Raw genomic sequence first — 15,557 nt, forward strand, 5'->3', positions numbered from 1 at the left:
TAGAAATCGCAGTTAAAATTTTATAAAATTTTAAAGAAAGGACCAAAATGAAAAATTTTATATTATGTGTTGCTGCAGCAACGATACTAGCGGGCTGCCAAGCGCATAAACAAGAGCCACAAAAAGAGCCTATGATGCAACCCACTCAAAGCTGCTCTACCGGTGGTTGTATGGATGCCGTAAGAAAGGCTCAACAGCGTCAAGGCATTCGCCCCGTTATGAAATCTCAGCTCCGATAAATCCTGCAAATTCATAGCTCAATAGGCGGAATTTTGCTTAGCTTAAATTCCGCCGGTTTTAAATTTTGCTATCTTAAAATTCTATTTAACGTAAGATGTCATTAGTCTAAAGCTGCGGAATTTCATTTAAAAATCGCTTTAAAATTCCCGTAAAATCCGCGAAATAAATCTAAATTTTATAAATTTTAGGGTAACATTCCCTATTTCTCAAAAAGGCTTTAAATGACTTTAATTGACGGCAGAAGCATAAGTGCGAAGGTAAAAGATGAGATCAAATCGGACGCTTCGGATCTTGCCGCAAAGGGCGTAAAGCCCGCGCTGGCGGTGATTTTGGTAGGCGAGGACGCGGCGAGTAAGACCTATGTCGCGAGCAAGGAAAAAGCCTGCGCCGCCTGTGGGATCCGATCCGTAGCGCACCGCTTGAGCTCCGACGTGAGCGAGGCGGCGCTTTTAGAACTGATAGAAAATTTAAACGAAGACGAAAGCATTGACGGCATCTTGGTGCAGTTGCCGCTTCCAAAGCACATTGATACGAATAAAATTTTAGAAAAAATAAGCCCGCAAAAGGACGTGGACGGATTTAGTGCGATAAACGTAGGCAAGCTTACTAGCGGGCTTTCGGACGGTTTTGTGCCTTGCACTCCGCTTGGTGTGATGCGCCTGCTTGAGGAATACGGCGTGCAGATCGCGGGCAAAAATGCCGTTGTGCTGGGTCGCAGTAATATCGTCGGAAAGCCGATGGCGAGCTTGCTTCTAAATGCCGATGCCACCGTCACTATCGCTCATAGCAAGACGAAAGACTTAAAGCAGCTTTGCACGGACGCCGATATTTTGGTAGCGGCGGTCGGTAGGACACACTTTGTGAGCGCAGATATGGTAAAAGAGGGTGCGGTGGTAATCGACGTGGGGATCAATCGCGGCGAGGATGGCAAGCTAAGAGGCGACGTCGATTTTGACGCGGTCGCGCCGAAATGCTCGCTCATCACGCCCGTACCCGGGGGCGTGGGACCGATGACGATCGCGATGCTTCTTAGCAATACGATAAAATCGGCGAAAAATCGCTTAAAACAAAGAGCTTAAATGAAAATACTAAGCAAAATTTATCACTTTTTATCAAGTTGGACGGGGACGGTCATCGTCGTTTTATTCGTCATTCTTTTTGTTGCGCAAGCCTTCGTGATCCCCAGCGGATCGATGCGCACTACGCTTTTGGAGGGCGATTTTTTATTCGTTAAAAAATTTAGCTACGGTATCCCGACTCCGCATATTCCCTTTGTAGAGTGGCAGGTAGCTCCTGATAGCGACGGAGATGGACATATCATCCGCGGCGAGGGTCCGAAACGCGGCGACATCGTGGTTTTTCGCTATCCGCTTAATGAAAAAATGCACTTTGTAAAGCGAAATTTTGCCGTAGGCGGCGACGAGGTGATATTTGATCTGAATAATTTCTACCTTCGTCCGCATGAAGGCGACGAGTTCATTGCTGCAAACTACGATGCTCGCGACATTGTGATTTTAGGTGGCGAAAAATATGTCAAAGAGCCGTATAAATTTAAGGGCATTCACTACGACCCTAATGCTAGAAACTCGATGCTAACAAATGTCAAAATCGCACTTGAGAAGGGTGAATTTTCTATGAAGCCCATTAGTTTAAGTGAAATTCCTCATAGCTTCGAAGCTGCGGGGATAAGCTTCAATGCCTTTTACATCAAAGTGCCGCAGGATGAGTATTTTATGATAGGCGATAATCGAAATAATTCCGCCGATAGCCGCTTCTGGGGTCCGGTACCTTATCGTCTGATCGTCGGTAAGCCGTGGTTTACATATTTTAGTATCGACGCCGATCGCAAGATCCGCTGGGAGCGAATCGGGCGTTTCGTCGATACCTTGCAAAACGATGAGAGTTTAATCTACGAGCAAAAATAAGGAGCGGTAATGCAAATAAATAAAATTTTCATAGCGAGCGATCATGCGGGCTTTCATGCCAAAGAGCAAGCCAAAAAAGCGCTCGCCACTTTAGGTTACGAAGCGGTCGATCTTGGCACTCATAGTGCCGAAGCGAGCGTGGATTATCCCGATTTTGCAGGCACGTTGGCGGATAAAATTTTAGCCGAATGTGAAGCTTGCGCGCGGAGCGAAAATTTTAAAGAAAGTAGCGGCAAAAATTCCGCCACGACCGCAGAAAATTCCGGTGCGCGAGGTAGAGGCGGCAGCGGAAATTCCAGCGCGAGTATAAACGGTAGCGGGAATTTTAATGGTACCGCACAGTGCGGCGAAAAAGGTAAGAATTTTAGCGCCGGCAATAACGGCAGTGGTGAAAATTTTAACGCCGTCAAGAGCGGCTACAGCAAGAATTTTGATGCGGACGCAAATACGACCGCCTGCGCAAGCATAGCTGCCGCAAACGCGAGCAAAGATAAAATTTTAAATTCTACCAGTTACGGCATTTACGGCGTTTTGATTTGCGGTACGGGCATCGGTATCAGCATCGCCGCAAATCGCCACGCTCACATCCGCTGCGCGCTGTGTCATGACGCGACGAGCGCTAGACTAGCTAGAGAGCACAACGACGCCAACGTCCTAGCCTTCGGCGAGCGATTGATGGGCGCGCTGGTGATCGGAGATATGATTAGGGCATTTTTTAGTACCGATTTTGCGGGCGGTAGGCACATTAAGCGCGTCGCAAAGCTAGGCGCTTGCGGTAGTTCGAATTGCGCGCATGGATTTGATGGGGAGAATTTCATGCAGAATTCCGCTCAAAATTTTACGGAACAAAGCTATGGCGCTAATTTAAATGGGCGGAATTCCAAATTAAGCTTCGGTGGTAAAAATCCTTCCGACAAAAATCCCATCGGCACGGATTCCGCATCAAATTTTGCACGGAGCTTTAACGATAAAAATTCCTTATTTACCGGCGAGAATTCCTTGATAAGCTTTGGTGGTGCACATCATATAAATTTAAATTCTACGCACGCAAAGATAATCTTTAATGAGAAAAATCCGCTAGATAAAAATTCCACTAGTGTAAATTCTACGTTAAATTTTACGCGCGAGAGTGTTTGCGAGAAAAATTTCGCTCAAAAAACTAGCCACAAAGATTTTGTCGGTTTGAACCCCACAATTATAAATTTCAAGACTACAAATTCCGTCTGCATGAACGTTAAGCCAAAAAACGCAAATTGCGCTAGTGCAGGTTTAAAAGATGAGAATTCTGCTATTGCGAGCGTGAATTTAAAGGGAGCAAATCTTTCTAGCGCGTATTTTAAAAGCCTAAATTCTGTCTATTTCAGCGCGACTCCCGTTACTATGCGCTTTGCAAATTCAAATAAAGGAGGCGAGCAATGAGCGTAGCATTGGGTGTTTTAGCGCTATTTTTTGCAGCACTACTTATTCTATCGATCCGAAAAAATTCTAAAATTTACGCCTTACTTCGCAAGAGCGAAGAAAGAATTTCAAAGCTTAAAAGCGATAACGAAAAGCTCAAAACTGCCCTTCGCTTCGGCATTGAGGCCCTGCAAAATGAGGAGAGCGAAAACTGCAGCTTAAAAATCCAAAACGCAAGATTGAAAAGAGGTAAGCTATGAAAAGCCTAAGCAGCGAGCAAAAAAGCTATTTATTTCGCTCGATCCGTACCGTGCGTGACTTCCCAAAGCCCGGTATTTTGTTTTACGATATCACGACGCTCGTAGGCGATCGCGAGGCGTTTAATTTTCTGCTTGATCATCTAGCCGAGCGCTACGCCGATTACGGACTTGATTACATAGTAGGCATAGAAAGTCGTGGATTTATTTTTGCAGCGGCACTTGCTGCGAGGTTGAGGGTTGCTTTTGTGCCAATTAGAAAGCCAAAGAAGCTTCCTTATATCACGATTTCGCAAAAATACAGCCTTGAATACGGCTTCGATCAGGTCGAGATGCATGTGGATGCATTCTCCGGCGTGCAGGATGCCAAGGTGCTGCTAATCGATGATCTAATAGCCACCGGAGGCACCGCACGAGCGGCATTAGATCTCATCGCGCAGACGCAGGCTAAGTGCGTCGAGGCGTGCTTTTTATTAAATTTGCGCGAGTTAAACGATCTAGGCGAGTTTTCGCGACGCACAAACGTTTATTGCGTTTTAGAGGCGTGATTTTGGAAGAGCTACTTAAAAATTTACTGCAAGAATACCACCAATACGCCTATATCGTGCTTTTTGTTTGGTGTATTTTAGAAGGCGAAATCGCGCTGATTTTGGGCGGTATCATGGCGCACGAGGGGCACATAAATTTGCCGCTAGGTATCTTTGTCGCGGGTCTTGGGGCATTTTGCGGCGATCAGTTTTATTTTTATATCGGGCGCTACAACAAAAAATATATCAGTAAAAAACTCGCGGCACAGCGCCGAAAATTTGCGATCGCGCACCTGCTTTTGCAACGCTACGGCTGGCCGATAATTTTAATGCAGCGCTATATGTATGGCTTCCGCGTCATCATCCCGATGAGTATCGGTATCACTCGCTACAGCGCAAAGAAATTTGCGATTATCAATCTTTTTAGTGCTTGGTGCTGGTCGGGCGCGACGATGATTTTGGCGTGGTATTTTGGCGAGGAGATCTGGAGCGGGCTGCGGCTAATCGAGCAACACTGGTATTTTGCGATACCTATCATAGGCGGAATTTTATATCTATTTTTTAGGCTATTTAAACGTATGGAAAATCACTTTATGAACTCACGAAAGGAACGAGATGAAAGTAAAACTGCTAGATCGTAAAATTAACGAGATAGAGGCGGATTTTGAAGTTATTTTAGTTGTGGATAAAAATTTAAATCACGAGTTTATTAAAGACACGGATAAGTTTGCGCTTTTTAATTACAAAGGCGAGGGCAATCTGCTGCTTGCCGAGAGCGGGCGGCTGTACATCGGCGTTAAGGCGCTAGAATATGACCACATCCGCACAGCACTTGCGAGCGCATACAACGCGCTTAAGGGCTACGCGATTAAAAATTTCAAAATCGCCTTTTACAAATGCGGCTGCGACCGCAGAAGCACGATGGCGATGGTAGAGGGCGTGCTTTTGGGCGGTTATGAGTTTAACAAATACAAAAGCGATAAAAAAAACTCCAGCTTGAATGAAATTTTAATCTCGACGCAGGAGTACGGCGGCAGTAGCCCCGACGTGCAAAAGATGAACTACGGCGTGCAGCAGGGCACCGTGATGGCAAACGCCGCAAATTTCGCGCGCGACGGCGTCAATGAGATCCCTGAAATTTACACGCCAGAAAAGATGGCGAGCGAGGCTGAAATTTTAGCCTCGAACTACGACGACGTGAGCGTTAAAATTTACGACGAGGACTTTTTGCGCGAGCAGAATATGAATGCGTTTTTGGCGGTCAATCGCTCCAGCGCTCATCCGCCGCGCCTAATTCATCTGATCTATAAACCGCAGCGCTGCCTAAAGCGCGTCGTTTTCGTGGGCAAAGGGCTTACTTATGACAGCGGCGGACTAAGTCTGAAGCCGAGCGATTATATGCTTACGATGAAAAGCGACAAAAGCGGCGCGCTTGCTGCGATGGGCATCATCAAGGGCGCCGCCGAGCTAGAACTACCGTTTGAGATACATGCGGTCATCGGCGCTACTGAAAATATGATCGGTGGCGATTCCTATAAGCCCGACGACGTACTGCTTAGCCGCAGCGGCGTGAGTATCGAGGTGCGAAACACCGACGCAGAGGGCAGGCTCGTGCTCGCCGACTGCTTAAGCTACGCGCAGGATCTTGAGCCAGGTCTGCTAATCGATATGGCTACGCTTACAGGCGCTTGCGTCGTGGGGCTTGGCGAATACACGAGCGGTATCATGGGAAACAGCGAGGAGCTAAAGCGTAAATTTAAAGATCTTAGCAGCTGCAGCGGCGAGCTATTTAGCATTTTGGAATTTAACGATTATCTGCGCGAGCTAATCAAAAGCAGTATCGCAGACGTTTCCAACTGCGCTTCCAGCAGATACGGCGGCGCGATAACCGCGGGGCTGTTTTTGGACAAATTTATAAAAGACGAGTATAAAGACAAGTGGCTGCACCTCGACATCGCGGGGCCCGCGTATCTGGAAAAGGCGTGGGGCTATTACGCCGCGGGCGCGACTGGCGCGGGCGTGAGAGCCAGCCTGTACTTTTTACAGGCTCTAGCCAAAGAGCTAAAGGACGCGTAGATGGGGCTTTCTGTAGGAATCGTAGGGCTTCCGAACGTCGGTAAATCCACCACCTTTAATGCACTTAGCGGCGCGCAAAACGCGCAGGCGCAGAACTATCCGTTCTGCACGATCGAGCCTAATAAAGCGGTCGTGCCCGTGCCCGATGCCAGGCTAGGCAAACTTGCGGAGATCGTTAAGCCCGGTCGCATCGTACATTCGACCATCGAGTTCGTCGATATTGCAGGCCTCGTGCGCGGCGCAAGTAAAGGCGAGGGGCTGGGGAATAAATTTCTTTCAAATATCCGCGAGTGCGAGATCATCCTTCATATCGTGCGCTGCTTCGAAAGCGGCGACATAACCCACGTCGAAGGCTGCGTCGATCCTATCCGCGACATCGAGATCATCGAAACCGAGCTTATTTTAGCGGACATAGAGCAGCTTGGACGCAAAATCGAGCGTCTCGGCAAGGAAGCCAAAACAAATCAAAAGGGCGCTAAAGAGGCGCTAGCCGTAGCAAACGAGCTTTTGGCGCATCTAAACGACGGCAAGCCCGCTTCAAATTTCACGCTCAAAGAGGACGAAAGCTACGTCGCTTTAAATCGCGAGCTGCGCCTGCTTAGCGCCAAAGATGTAATCTACGGCGCAAACGTGGACGAAGACGGAATCGCGCAGGATAACGAATATGTCGCGCGCGTAAGAGAATACGCAAACGCCCGCGGCGCCGAGGTGATCAAGCTCTGCGCCAAGATCGAAGAGGAGCTGATAGGCTTAAGCGACGAGGAGACGCACGAGATGCTGCAAAGCCTGGGCGCGCAGCAAAGCGGGCTGGAACTCATCATCAAGCGATCCTTCGCAAAGCTCAGCCTCATCAGCTACTTTACCGCCGGCGAGATGGAAGTTCGCGCGTGGACTATCACGAAAGGCTGGAAGGCTCCGAAAGCCGCGAGCGTTATCCACAACGACTTTGAGCGCGGATTTATCAGAGCCGAGGTGATCGGATTTGATGATTTTATCGCGTTCGGCGGCGAGGGCAGGGCGAAAGAAGCGGGCAAGATGCGTCTTGAGGGCAAAGACTACGTCGTGCAAGACGGCGACGTGATGCACTTTAGATTTAACGTTTAGAATTTATTTTTAGGTGCGTTGAAATTTGGTCTGCGCTAGCCTCAAAATTTAGTAAATTTTGGTTCAAACGCGGGTTTAATAAAATTTTGATTTTTGCGAGCAGCGGATTTTAGCTGAAATTTGTATCGCTAGAACAAAACGAAACTTGTGCGCTAAAATATCGTTAAAATTTCGAGGTCAAATTTAATCGGCTTTGCTTGCGTTAAAATTTTACGCAAGCAAAAAGTTGCACTGCGCTGGATTTGCGCTTAAATTCGCCTAGCAAATACGTCTAAGAAATACTTCCAAAATCGCGCCAAAATTTATATACGGCGAAAACTGCGCGTAAATTTAAAGGGTAAAATTTTACTAAGATCTCAAAGCTGTATCTGCGCGCGATAGTATTTGAGTTTTGCGTTTAAATTTGCGGCTTACAAACTTGGCATTTAGCAAATTTTAAATTTCATGACTTCAAATTTAGTGGATGTTTTAGCGCGCGGCGCGGATATTACGCGCGTAAAATTTATCAAAGCGTGCGTTGCGGCGTAAACTTTTCATAAAAGCAAGAAAATAGCGCTACTCCGCCGCACAAATACGCTGTGCGGAGTTTCATAATTCCGTCTCTTTAAATTTTGCCGGGCAGAATTTCACGCTGCGCTATAAATTTTATGTGCCGCTAAATCGCAAAATTCTGTCTCATGGAGAAATACGACAAGCGATAAAATCCCGTCGCGTCAAGAAATCATGCCGCTACAAATTTTATGTTTTTCAAAATCCGCATCCCAAGTTTTCCGATTGCTTTTCGTTTGCTTTAAAGCTTGCGGAAGCTCAAGCAAGCTTGGATTTGCTTGAGCCTATTGGATAAATTTTAATCGTGCTTAGCGCTAGCGTCTAAGCAAGCAGCCGATTTAAAACGTTATCTCCCAGTTAAATCTAAAATTTCTGCGCGGCGCGTAAAATCTGCCGATGCCCGCACCCGTCGCTTGATCGATCATATTGACCGTTCCGAAAGCCCTGATCGAGCGCGCACTATCCCAAGTTATATATTTGGCGTTGGTTAGGTTGTAAACGCCTAGACTAAAGTTAAAATTTTTTTGCGGCTTTGCATAAGCAATAACGTCCACTACCGTATAATCACCGCTTCGCCAACCTTTGGTATTATCGGTTACGGGCTCTCCGTTTACTATAGAAGCATCGATGTGCCCCCAATACGGATCCGTTCTTTCGACTTGGCTTTTCCAATACATATTGTAGGTATCTTTGCGCTTCTTGGCTCCTACGTCGGTGATGAAAAGATCAATGCCATATTTGTCGCCGGGCGTAGAATAGCCGATATTATAGACGGAAGTAGGCGGTTGGATCGCATTCATCGGCACCTCTTCGCCCCTACTGCATCCTGAGTTCGAATTATTAGCGTTTGAGCCGTTACTGGCGCACGACATTCTGCCTTTTTGTTTGCTGTATTTATATCCCAGCCTAAATCCCTCCAGGCTCTCCGATACATCGCCGAGCTCCAGATGGGTATTTATCTCAAATCCATGCACTTTGGCGCTATCTCGGTTTACGTTTTGATAAAACGGATATGGTATCTGCTGATCTACGACTTGTAAATTTCCCAAAAATTCAAGATCGATAAAATTTTTATAATCCGTCTTAAAAACATCGAAAGTTATGCGGCTTCTCTCGCTATAAAAAGTAAGAGCGATCTCTTTCGTCCTTGCAATTTCTGGTTCTAAAAATATATTAGGACGGATAGAAAAGTCCGGATGCTTAAAGGTCATATACGCCTCATCTGATGTCGGAGCGCGGAAGCCTTTGGAGCCCTTTAGTTGTATCCTCATCCAATCCAGCGGGTCTAAATTTAGACCTAGTTTATATGAGCCGCTTTTGTATTCCTTCTCTCTTAGCAGGAATTTTAAATTTTGCTGATAATTTTCCTCTCCATAAGGAGTGTAGTAACCATGTATTCCGTCATAGGGGTTGTAAGGATACGGCACCCATAGACCGGTTATGATGCCTCTTGGCACTTCAGGATGGCCGGTATATTTTGGTTTATGGTTTACAAAATCTAAGCGATAACCGAGATCGAAGCCTACGTATTTAGTTATTTGAATTTCATCCCCGATATAGCTTGCTACAGTCGTAGTTTGCACTGGGATCAGATAGGTACTCACCGCAGTGGTATTGCTTCTTTGACTACCATTCATATGGTAATTAGGGTTTGGCACGCCACTTCCAGGAGTTCTACCGAAGAGTATATTATCCCACCATTGTGAATCACCCGAGTAAAATCCATCTTTATTAGTCATAGATTTATCTGTTTGATCCAAAAGTCCGCCGTATGATATAGAATTATCTATCAAATTAAATAGACTAAATTCTTTTTCTAAATCTAGATTAACCTGAAATGTCTTAGTTTCTAGAGTCCTATCAGTGTATTGGACGGAATTGTAACCATCGGTATATGGAGTTAAATGAAATAGCTTATAAGCCTTTGTCATAGTGTCCATATCGCTCGGATCTCTTTTTATAGTCCCGTAAACTCTGCCGTCAGGAAGAGTATGCTTTTCTATCTCTCTTTCCACTAATTCGTAATTATACTCCCAAGTATCTCCATCGTATGTTTCTTTTAATACTTTGAATTTTTTATTACAATTTACTTTGGAACAATCCAAATAATATCCTTCACCATCCCTTTTTTTATAATCGCTGCCCCTATTTAGAATATTGCCCGAACCATCTTTAATAATTTCTTCGCCTTCTTCGACAGGTCGCGGATCAACGCTTAGGGGTCTATTGTTTTTATCTACGATATCATAACCGCTTGAGCTTTCATTTAGATGCATCCCAGAAGGATTTTGCACATTCTGGCATCTATTGCCTTGGCAACCCTCTTTATTTATTGCACGGTTCTTAATATTTTGCCAAGAATACGAAAGTTTGACACTGTCCCAAAGTGGAGTATCTCCGACATATTCGTAGCTAAACTGCACGTTTTTTCTGGTAGAGCTATCGTGGTTTGTTCTATTTCCATATCGTTCCGGAGCATCCGGACGGCTACCCATTCTTAACGTATAAGAAAGGTCCTCGCCGTCGGAATTTTGCTTCGAGTCATCTATCGCGATAGACAATCTATGGTTATCGCTCGGCTGAAATCCCACTTTTACGAGCGTGCTCTTCTTGGTTATGGTGTATGGGTCTGCCTTTTCGCGAGTTTTTCCTATATGAAGTTTGTCCTCTTTACTATCATATATGTCGTAGAAATAGTTTTTTCTTTCATGTCCGTGCCTATCGGTATTTATAACCAAAAGATCAAACCAGCCGTATCTAGCTGCACCGGTGAAGGAGTGAAAATTTTGACTATCGACGCTTTGATAGCCCTGCTTAAAGCCGAAATGATAGTTCTTTTCCGTCAAGAAATCCCTGGCGTCTTTGGTTTCAAACATAACCGATCCGCCGAGTGCGCCGCTTCCCGCTTTTATGGAATCGGCTCCTTTGGTGATATTGGCCGTTTTGACGTTTTCCATCTCTACGCCGTTTCTTGTGTTGTTAAAATTTCCATACCCTTCAAAGAGGTCTTTAAAGCCCTGCGAGCTCAAGGTCTCTGCTTGGCGAAGTCCGTCCACTGTGATAGCCACGCGGTTTTCGTCCACACCGCGAACGGCGTATCCGCTAGCGCCGAATCTGCCCGTCTCGACCGCTGTGATACCCGTTTGGTATCGCACCAAGTCTCTGCTATCGGTGATCTGCTGCTTCTTGATAGTCTGCGCGGTAGTTTTAGTTTCGCCGACCTTTTGCTCGGCTACGCTTTGCGAATCGACATTGCCCGTTACCTGGATAGTTCCCAGTTCTTGTGAGTTGGCCGGCTCTTCCGCGTAAAGCGAGCCATAAAAGAGCAGCGAGACATAGAGAGAGAGAGAGAATCTTCTAAACATTTATATTTCCTTACTTAATGATTATAGAATTGATTATTAACGCGGCGAATAATAATACAAAGATTTTTAATGTTTAATTAAATTGCAGTTTAAATTCAAGTATAAATTTTAAATGGCTAAAATTTTGATTTTTAAGAAGTATAAAATTTTGAATAGGTCGAAAAATACGTAATAGGTGCATTTTAAGCTTTAATATAGCGCTAAATTTTGCAAAGCGTTTTTGAAACGGCTAGCAAAAATACTGAAAATTATAAAAGGGCGAATGATAATAAAGCGCATTTTATAATATGTAACACGCTTTTTTAATTATGATATTTTTGCCGGTAATTTTAAAATTTTATACCCATATCGCTGCGTTATAAATTTAGGATCTTAATAGATTGACGCCTCGCGGGATTTGTTAGCAGATTTATTTATCGGTGCCGGAATAGGGCATAAATTTTTGCCGGGTAGAATTTCACGCTGCGCTATAAATTTTATGCGCCCCGAAATCACAAATTCCTGGCGAGCGGCAAAATCCCACCACATAAATAAACTATACCGCCACGTTACGGGCATCAATAATCTACTCGTTTATTCAGCCAAATTAACCCATACCGCCGCAAATTTTATGTTTTAAAATTTCGCGCCGAATCTTTCGCGGCTAAAAGATACCTCGCAGAGCCGCTGTGCCCTCTACATGCCTGTATGGCAAGAAATAATGCACGAAGTTTGTGCAAGCGCCCCCAGACACGCATATTTCGACGCTCAGTCTGTGTTTGACATGCGCAGAATCGAGATCAGGTATCTCTAATTCGCCGCTTTTGTAACCGCTATAGCCCATCTCTATCGGCACCTCTAGCTCATCCTTTTCAAACACGATGCGTCCGCTTTGCACCTGCTCGAGCTTGATGTTTTTCAGCACGATCCCGGGCGCACTCACGTGCTCAAAATTTATACTTAGTTCATACGGGGCGCCGGTTGAGTTGTCGTCCGAAAAGTCGGGCTTTGGCTCGCGCTCGTCGCGCCATGATCGTCCGCCGATAGTGGTAGCTCTTAAGCGGGCGCTGATGCTAAAATCCTTCAGATCCAGCGAAGCGCTGCTAAAATCACGGATGAGCGTCCAGGCCACGACGGTGCGGCCGAAAAATTTATCCGCGATAATATAGCTACCCAAAAGCGAGCTTATGACCACCCAAAACAGAAATATAAATTTAAAAACCTTGCGTAAAACAAACCTTAACGTCTTCATCATTATCCTTTCAATCTAAAGCTTAAGCGGAATTCCACCCGCAAATCCGTGGCTTAAAATTCCGTGCAAGATTTCGCTTATGAAATCCCACGCCCTTTCGGTCTATGGCGGAATTTTAAGACAGAATTCTATGGCGAAATTTTGCCGCGAAATTATAAAACAAATTTCGCCCATGAAATTTTACCTAGAACCACGCCTGTAAAATTCCATAAACGAAATTCGAAGATGAAATTTTATGGGCGGAATTCCATAGCTAAAATTTCACGGCAAGCCTCAGAAATCAATTCCCGCGGCAAAATTCCGCGTCTTAGAATTTTAAGAAAGTATGAAATTTTTTATCTGATCGCAGATCGCTTCTTCAGACTGTGCGGCGTCGATTTGCAGGGTCTCAACGCCGCACGCCGCGCATGCCCGCGCCATCAACTCCTGCACGCGCATTAGGTATTTGAGTCCGCGAGCCTCGATTATATCGCTGCTAGCGCGCGTTTTAAGCCGCCGCATGACGAGCTGTTCGTCCGCCGAAAACAGCACGATTTTATCCGCAAATTTGCCTCCAAGCGCAAATTTATTAAGCGCGATAAGCTCGCTAAGATCCGCGTTTTTGTCGTTTGCCAGCGCATAGGCAAGCCCTGAGATGAAGCCGCGATCGCTTAGCACGAGCCTATCTGCGCCGCCCTTTATCACGCGCTCGTAGTGCTCGGCGCGGTCTGCGAGGAACAAAAGCAGCTCGGCGCGCTTTGAAATTTCGCCGCAGGCCTCGCGCAGATTTACGCTGCCGCGCCGCCACTTAAAATCCTCGCCCAAAACGAGGCTTCGTACCGCCTCGCCGAGCTTCGTACCGCCCGGCTCCTTGGTCACGATCGCCTGCGGGAAAGTCGCCGCCAGCCGCGCTATTTGCGTGCTTTTGCCCACGCCGTCGATACCTTCGAATATTACATACATTTTTCGCCTTTAAATTTGTGCGTTATTTTACAAATTTATAGCTAAATAGCGGCTTTTTTAAATAGCCGGGCGTAAAATTTCGCCTTAAAATCGGACTTTTGCGCGAGCTTGTACTAGCCGATTTTGATCTTTCGGTGTAAAATTTTATCGGGCGCTTTTTTGCTCGGTTCTTGATTTTTGCGGCACGGCTCGCGGTTAAATTTAGCGCTTGGGCGGATGAGCCGCATAACAGCAGGCGAGTAAATTTTGCACTTACGGACATGTACCGAGCGGAGCGCCGGTCGATAAAGACGGCGCGCGTAGATGAGGCGGACAGCGCGTCGAGCGACGCATAGGGTATGTATCGGACGAAGCGGGACGACACATCGGGCAAATTGGATCGGCGTATCGAAGCGAGCAAAGCAATGCGCCACGCAGTAGGGCGAGAGAGTATATGTCGGCAGAGCGGCGTGCCGAGCGAAGTAGGGCGTTATACGGGACATGGCGCGCGTCATGCGAGGTGGAAACGGAGCGGGGTATGCGCCCGGCAGAACAACGGGCGCTAGATAAACGAAAGGCGGCGCGTCGGTGAAGAAGGCGGTGTGAGGTAGCGTATGTTTTTTAGTAAAACAGATAGCGAGTCTGGAAGGCATCGGGCGCCGTATAAAGCATGGTATATTGTCCGATAACGCAGTAGATGCGGCGACGGGCGGACGCCGCGTGCGATGACAAAATATAAAATCGCGGCGCCGATAAAATTTTTAGCCGCCGCAGATCATGAAATTTTGCCGCAATGAGCGAAGGCGCAAAGCTCGTCCTACGCGCCGAAAGATGAAATTTTAAATTTTGCCCTATACGTTTATCGGCTCGGGATTTATTGCTATGAAATTTTTCCGCAGATCGCTAAGATCGCAATCGGTAGCCGTGATCGTAAAATCCTCCGTCATATCGAGCGCAAATTCGCCAAGACCTGCTTTAAGCTGCTTCACGCACCCCCAAATAAGCTTTTTAGCCTGCGCATATTTATCGTTTAGTTGCGTTTCCTGATTGAAAAGATCGAAAATTTTCGCCGTTTCGTAGTCTACTTCGACCTCGGCTCGAAACTCGTAATCAGGAACGAGCCAAAGAAGCCAGCCATCTTTTCGCACAAGCCACTGCGCGCGCTGTTCTTGCGAGCCGAATCCGATGATCGGCGGCAAACTCCTATTGTCGCAAGCTAAATTTATGCAGTAGAGTTTGCAATTCGGCGCGTGCTTTTTGATCGTCTCTTTAATCGCGGGCAGCAGCCTTTGAGCGGCGAGCTCATAGAGCTTTTTGTAGCTCATATCCTTATCGGGCTTTTGATAGCGCACATAACCATTTTCGGTTATTAAGCTTAGCTCGCCCATTGCGTCAAATTCATAGTTTGTTACGTCATTCCTTCTGCCTGCGCGAGGGTGCTCTACATACTCCCGTCTTTGTGCGAGCTTGCCGCCTTCGTAAGTAAAATTTTCTATCCCATAGGCGTTGTTGTCAAAGGCCGAGTAGATGGACTTTAGCTCGCCATTTTCATAGATAAATCTTTTTATATTGAAGCATCTTGAGCATTTTTTGTTGTAGCAACCGAAGTGATATTTTAAAACTTCGTCCCGCCCCCAAAAATACAAATTATCCCAGGAAGATTTTTTGTCGTCATACTGCCTCTCAAAAACGACGCGATCTTGCGCGTCAAAGCCGTATTCGTAGGCGTTTGCGATCTTTTTTGGTTTAGCTTTTAAAATTTTGCCCTTTGAGAAGCGGTTATATTCGAAATAAAACGGCTCTAAATTGATATAACTACCCGACGCCCAGCGCCTGCTTACGACCTGCGCTTCGGCTATTTTATTTAAGGCTTTGTATTCATCTCTCGCGCTTTTTAAAAACGTTCGCAGTCTTTCTATCTCATCCATTGCTTCGTTCATTTTATCTCCCATGCAGCTTCAAAT

12 protein-coding genes and 2 pseudogenes are annotated in these 15,557 nt (G+C 46.1%); 10 read left to right on the top strand and 4 right to left on the bottom strand.

Annotated features, from left to right (window positions below; translation table 11 throughout):
• Positions 1–47: 47 nt before the first annotated feature.
• From Q0144_RS00435 to ychF, 10 genes and pseudogenes are all read left to right on the top strand, one after another.
• The gene (locus Q0144_RS00435; RefSeq protein ID WP_298060846.1) at positions 48–239 is read left to right on the top strand and encodes a hypothetical protein; all 192 of its coding nucleotides are present in this window, start codon (positions 48–50) and stop codon (positions 237–239) included.
• A gap of 222 nt (positions 240–461) precedes the next feature.
• Entirely contained in the window at positions 462–1,319 is an 858-nt protein-coding gene (gene folD, locus Q0144_RS00440; RefSeq protein WP_298060848.1) for a bifunctional methylenetetrahydrofolate dehydrogenase/methenyltetrahydrofolate cyclohydrolase FolD, read from the top strand.
• Positions 1,320–2,165: a signal peptidase I gene (lepB, locus tag Q0144_RS00445; RefSeq protein WP_297882772.1), complete on the top strand. Its 846-nt coding sequence runs from the start codon at positions 1,320–1,322 to the stop codon at positions 2,163–2,165.
• A gap of 9 nt (positions 2,166–2,174) precedes the next feature.
• Positions 2,175–2,339, top strand: a pseudogene (locus Q0144_RS00450) (RpiB/LacA/LacB family sugar-phosphate isomerase); the annotation flags it as partial.
• Between the two features lie 348 nt (positions 2,340–2,687).
• Positions 2,688–2,930: pseudogene (locus Q0144_RS00455) on the top strand (RpiB/LacA/LacB family sugar-phosphate isomerase); the annotation flags it as partial.
• A 650-nt stretch (positions 2,931–3,580) separates the two neighbouring features.
• Complete coding sequence (locus Q0144_RS00460; RefSeq protein WP_177388948.1) at positions 3,581–3,823, top strand: hypothetical protein; 243 nt, start codon at positions 3,581–3,583, stop codon at positions 3,821–3,823.
• Positions 3,820–4,368, top strand: a complete 549-nt coding sequence (locus Q0144_RS00465; protein WP_291937052.1) for an adenine phosphoribosyltransferase — start codon at positions 3,820–3,822, stop codon at positions 4,366–4,368. Before Q0144_RS00460 ends, Q0144_RS00465 begins: the two co-directional genes overlap by 4 nt.
• A gap of 2 nt (positions 4,369–4,370) precedes the next feature.
• Complete coding sequence (locus tag Q0144_RS00470) at positions 4,371–4,988, top strand: DedA family protein (RefSeq protein ID WP_005870565.1); 618 nt, start codon at positions 4,371–4,373, stop codon at positions 4,986–4,988.
• Positions 4,963–6,423, top strand: a complete 1,461-nt coding sequence (locus Q0144_RS00475) for a leucyl aminopeptidase (protein ID WP_298060850.1) — start codon at positions 4,963–4,965, stop codon at positions 6,421–6,423. Before Q0144_RS00470 ends, Q0144_RS00475 begins: the two co-directional genes overlap by 26 nt.
• Positions 6,424–7,527: a redox-regulated ATPase YchF gene (gene ychF, locus Q0144_RS00480; protein WP_298060854.1), complete on the top strand. Its 1,104-nt coding sequence runs from the start codon at positions 6,424–6,426 to the stop codon at positions 7,525–7,527.
• 887 nt (positions 7,528–8,414) lie between these two features.
• On the opposite strand, the gene Q0144_RS00485 is transcribed toward ychF, so the two are convergent.
• The 4 genes from Q0144_RS00485 to Q0144_RS00500 form a co-directional block, all read right to left on the bottom strand.
• Positions 8,415–11,441 carry a TonB-dependent hemoglobin/transferrin/lactoferrin family receptor gene (locus tag Q0144_RS00485; RefSeq protein WP_298060855.1) on the bottom strand — a complete coding sequence of 1,009 codons (3,027 nt, stop codon included), beginning with the start codon at positions 11,439–11,441 and terminating at the stop codon, positions 8,415–8,417.
• A 643-nt stretch (positions 11,442–12,084) separates the two neighbouring features.
• Entirely contained in the window at positions 12,085–12,672 is a 588-nt protein-coding gene (locus Q0144_RS00490; protein WP_298060856.1) for a hypothetical protein, read from the bottom strand.
• Positions 12,673–12,987: 315 nt separating this feature from the next.
• Positions 12,988–13,614 carry a dTMP kinase gene (tmk, locus tag Q0144_RS00495; protein WP_298060857.1) on the bottom strand — a complete coding sequence of 209 codons (627 nt, stop codon included), beginning with the start codon at positions 13,612–13,614 and terminating at the stop codon, positions 12,988–12,990.
• An 830-nt stretch (positions 13,615–14,444) separates the two neighbouring features.
• Positions 14,445–15,533 (bottom strand): hypothetical protein, encoded by a 1,089-nt coding sequence (locus Q0144_RS00500; RefSeq protein ID WP_298060859.1) that lies wholly within the window; start codon positions 15,531–15,533, stop codon positions 14,445–14,447.
• Between the last annotated feature and the right edge of the window lie 24 nt (positions 15,534–15,557).

It is taken from the genome of uncultured Campylobacter sp. (genome assembly GCF_938045345.1).
Taxonomy (GTDB): Bacteria; Campylobacterota; Campylobacteria; order Campylobacterales; family Campylobacteraceae; genus Campylobacter_B.

Bases quoted from the DNA above. Each gene is read 5' to 3' on its own strand.
- ychF (WP_298060854.1), top strand. From the start codon at position 6,424: ATGGGGCTTTCTGTAGGAATCGTAGGGCTTCCGAACGTCGGTAAATCC.
- Q0144_RS00460 (WP_177388948.1), top strand. From the start codon at position 3,581: ATGAGCGTAGCATTGGGTGTTTTAGCGCTATTTTTTGCAGCACTACTT.
- lepB (WP_297882772.1), top strand. From the start codon at position 1,320: ATGAAAATACTAAGCAAAATTTATCACTTTTTATCAAGTTGGACGGGG.
- Q0144_RS00465 (WP_291937052.1), top strand. From the start codon at position 3,820: ATGAAAAGCCTAAGCAGCGAGCAAAAAAGCTATTTATTTCGCTCGATC.
- Q0144_RS00485 (WP_298060855.1), bottom strand. From the start codon at position 11,441: ATGTTTAGAAGATTCTCTCTCTCTCTCTATGTCTCGCTGCTCTTTTAT.
- Q0144_RS00475 (WP_298060850.1), top strand. From the start codon at position 4,963: ATGAAAGTAAAACTGCTAGATCGTAAAATTAACGAGATAGAGGCGGAT.
- folD (WP_298060848.1), top strand. From the start codon at position 462: ATGACTTTAATTGACGGCAGAAGCATAAGTGCGAAGGTAAAAGATGAG.
- Q0144_RS00435 (WP_298060846.1), top strand. From the start codon at position 48: ATGAAAAATTTTATATTATGTGTTGCTGCAGCAACGATACTAGCGGGC.
- Q0144_RS00500 (WP_298060859.1), bottom strand. From the start codon at position 15,533: ATGAACGAAGCAATGGATGAGATAGAAAGACTGCGAACGTTTTTAAAA.
- Q0144_RS00490 (WP_298060856.1), bottom strand. From the start codon at position 12,672: ATGAAGACGTTAAGGTTTGTTTTACGCAAGGTTTTTAAATTTATATTT.
- tmk (WP_298060857.1), bottom strand. From the start codon at position 13,614: ATGTATGTAATATTCGAAGGTATCGACGGCGTGGGCAAAAGCACGCAA.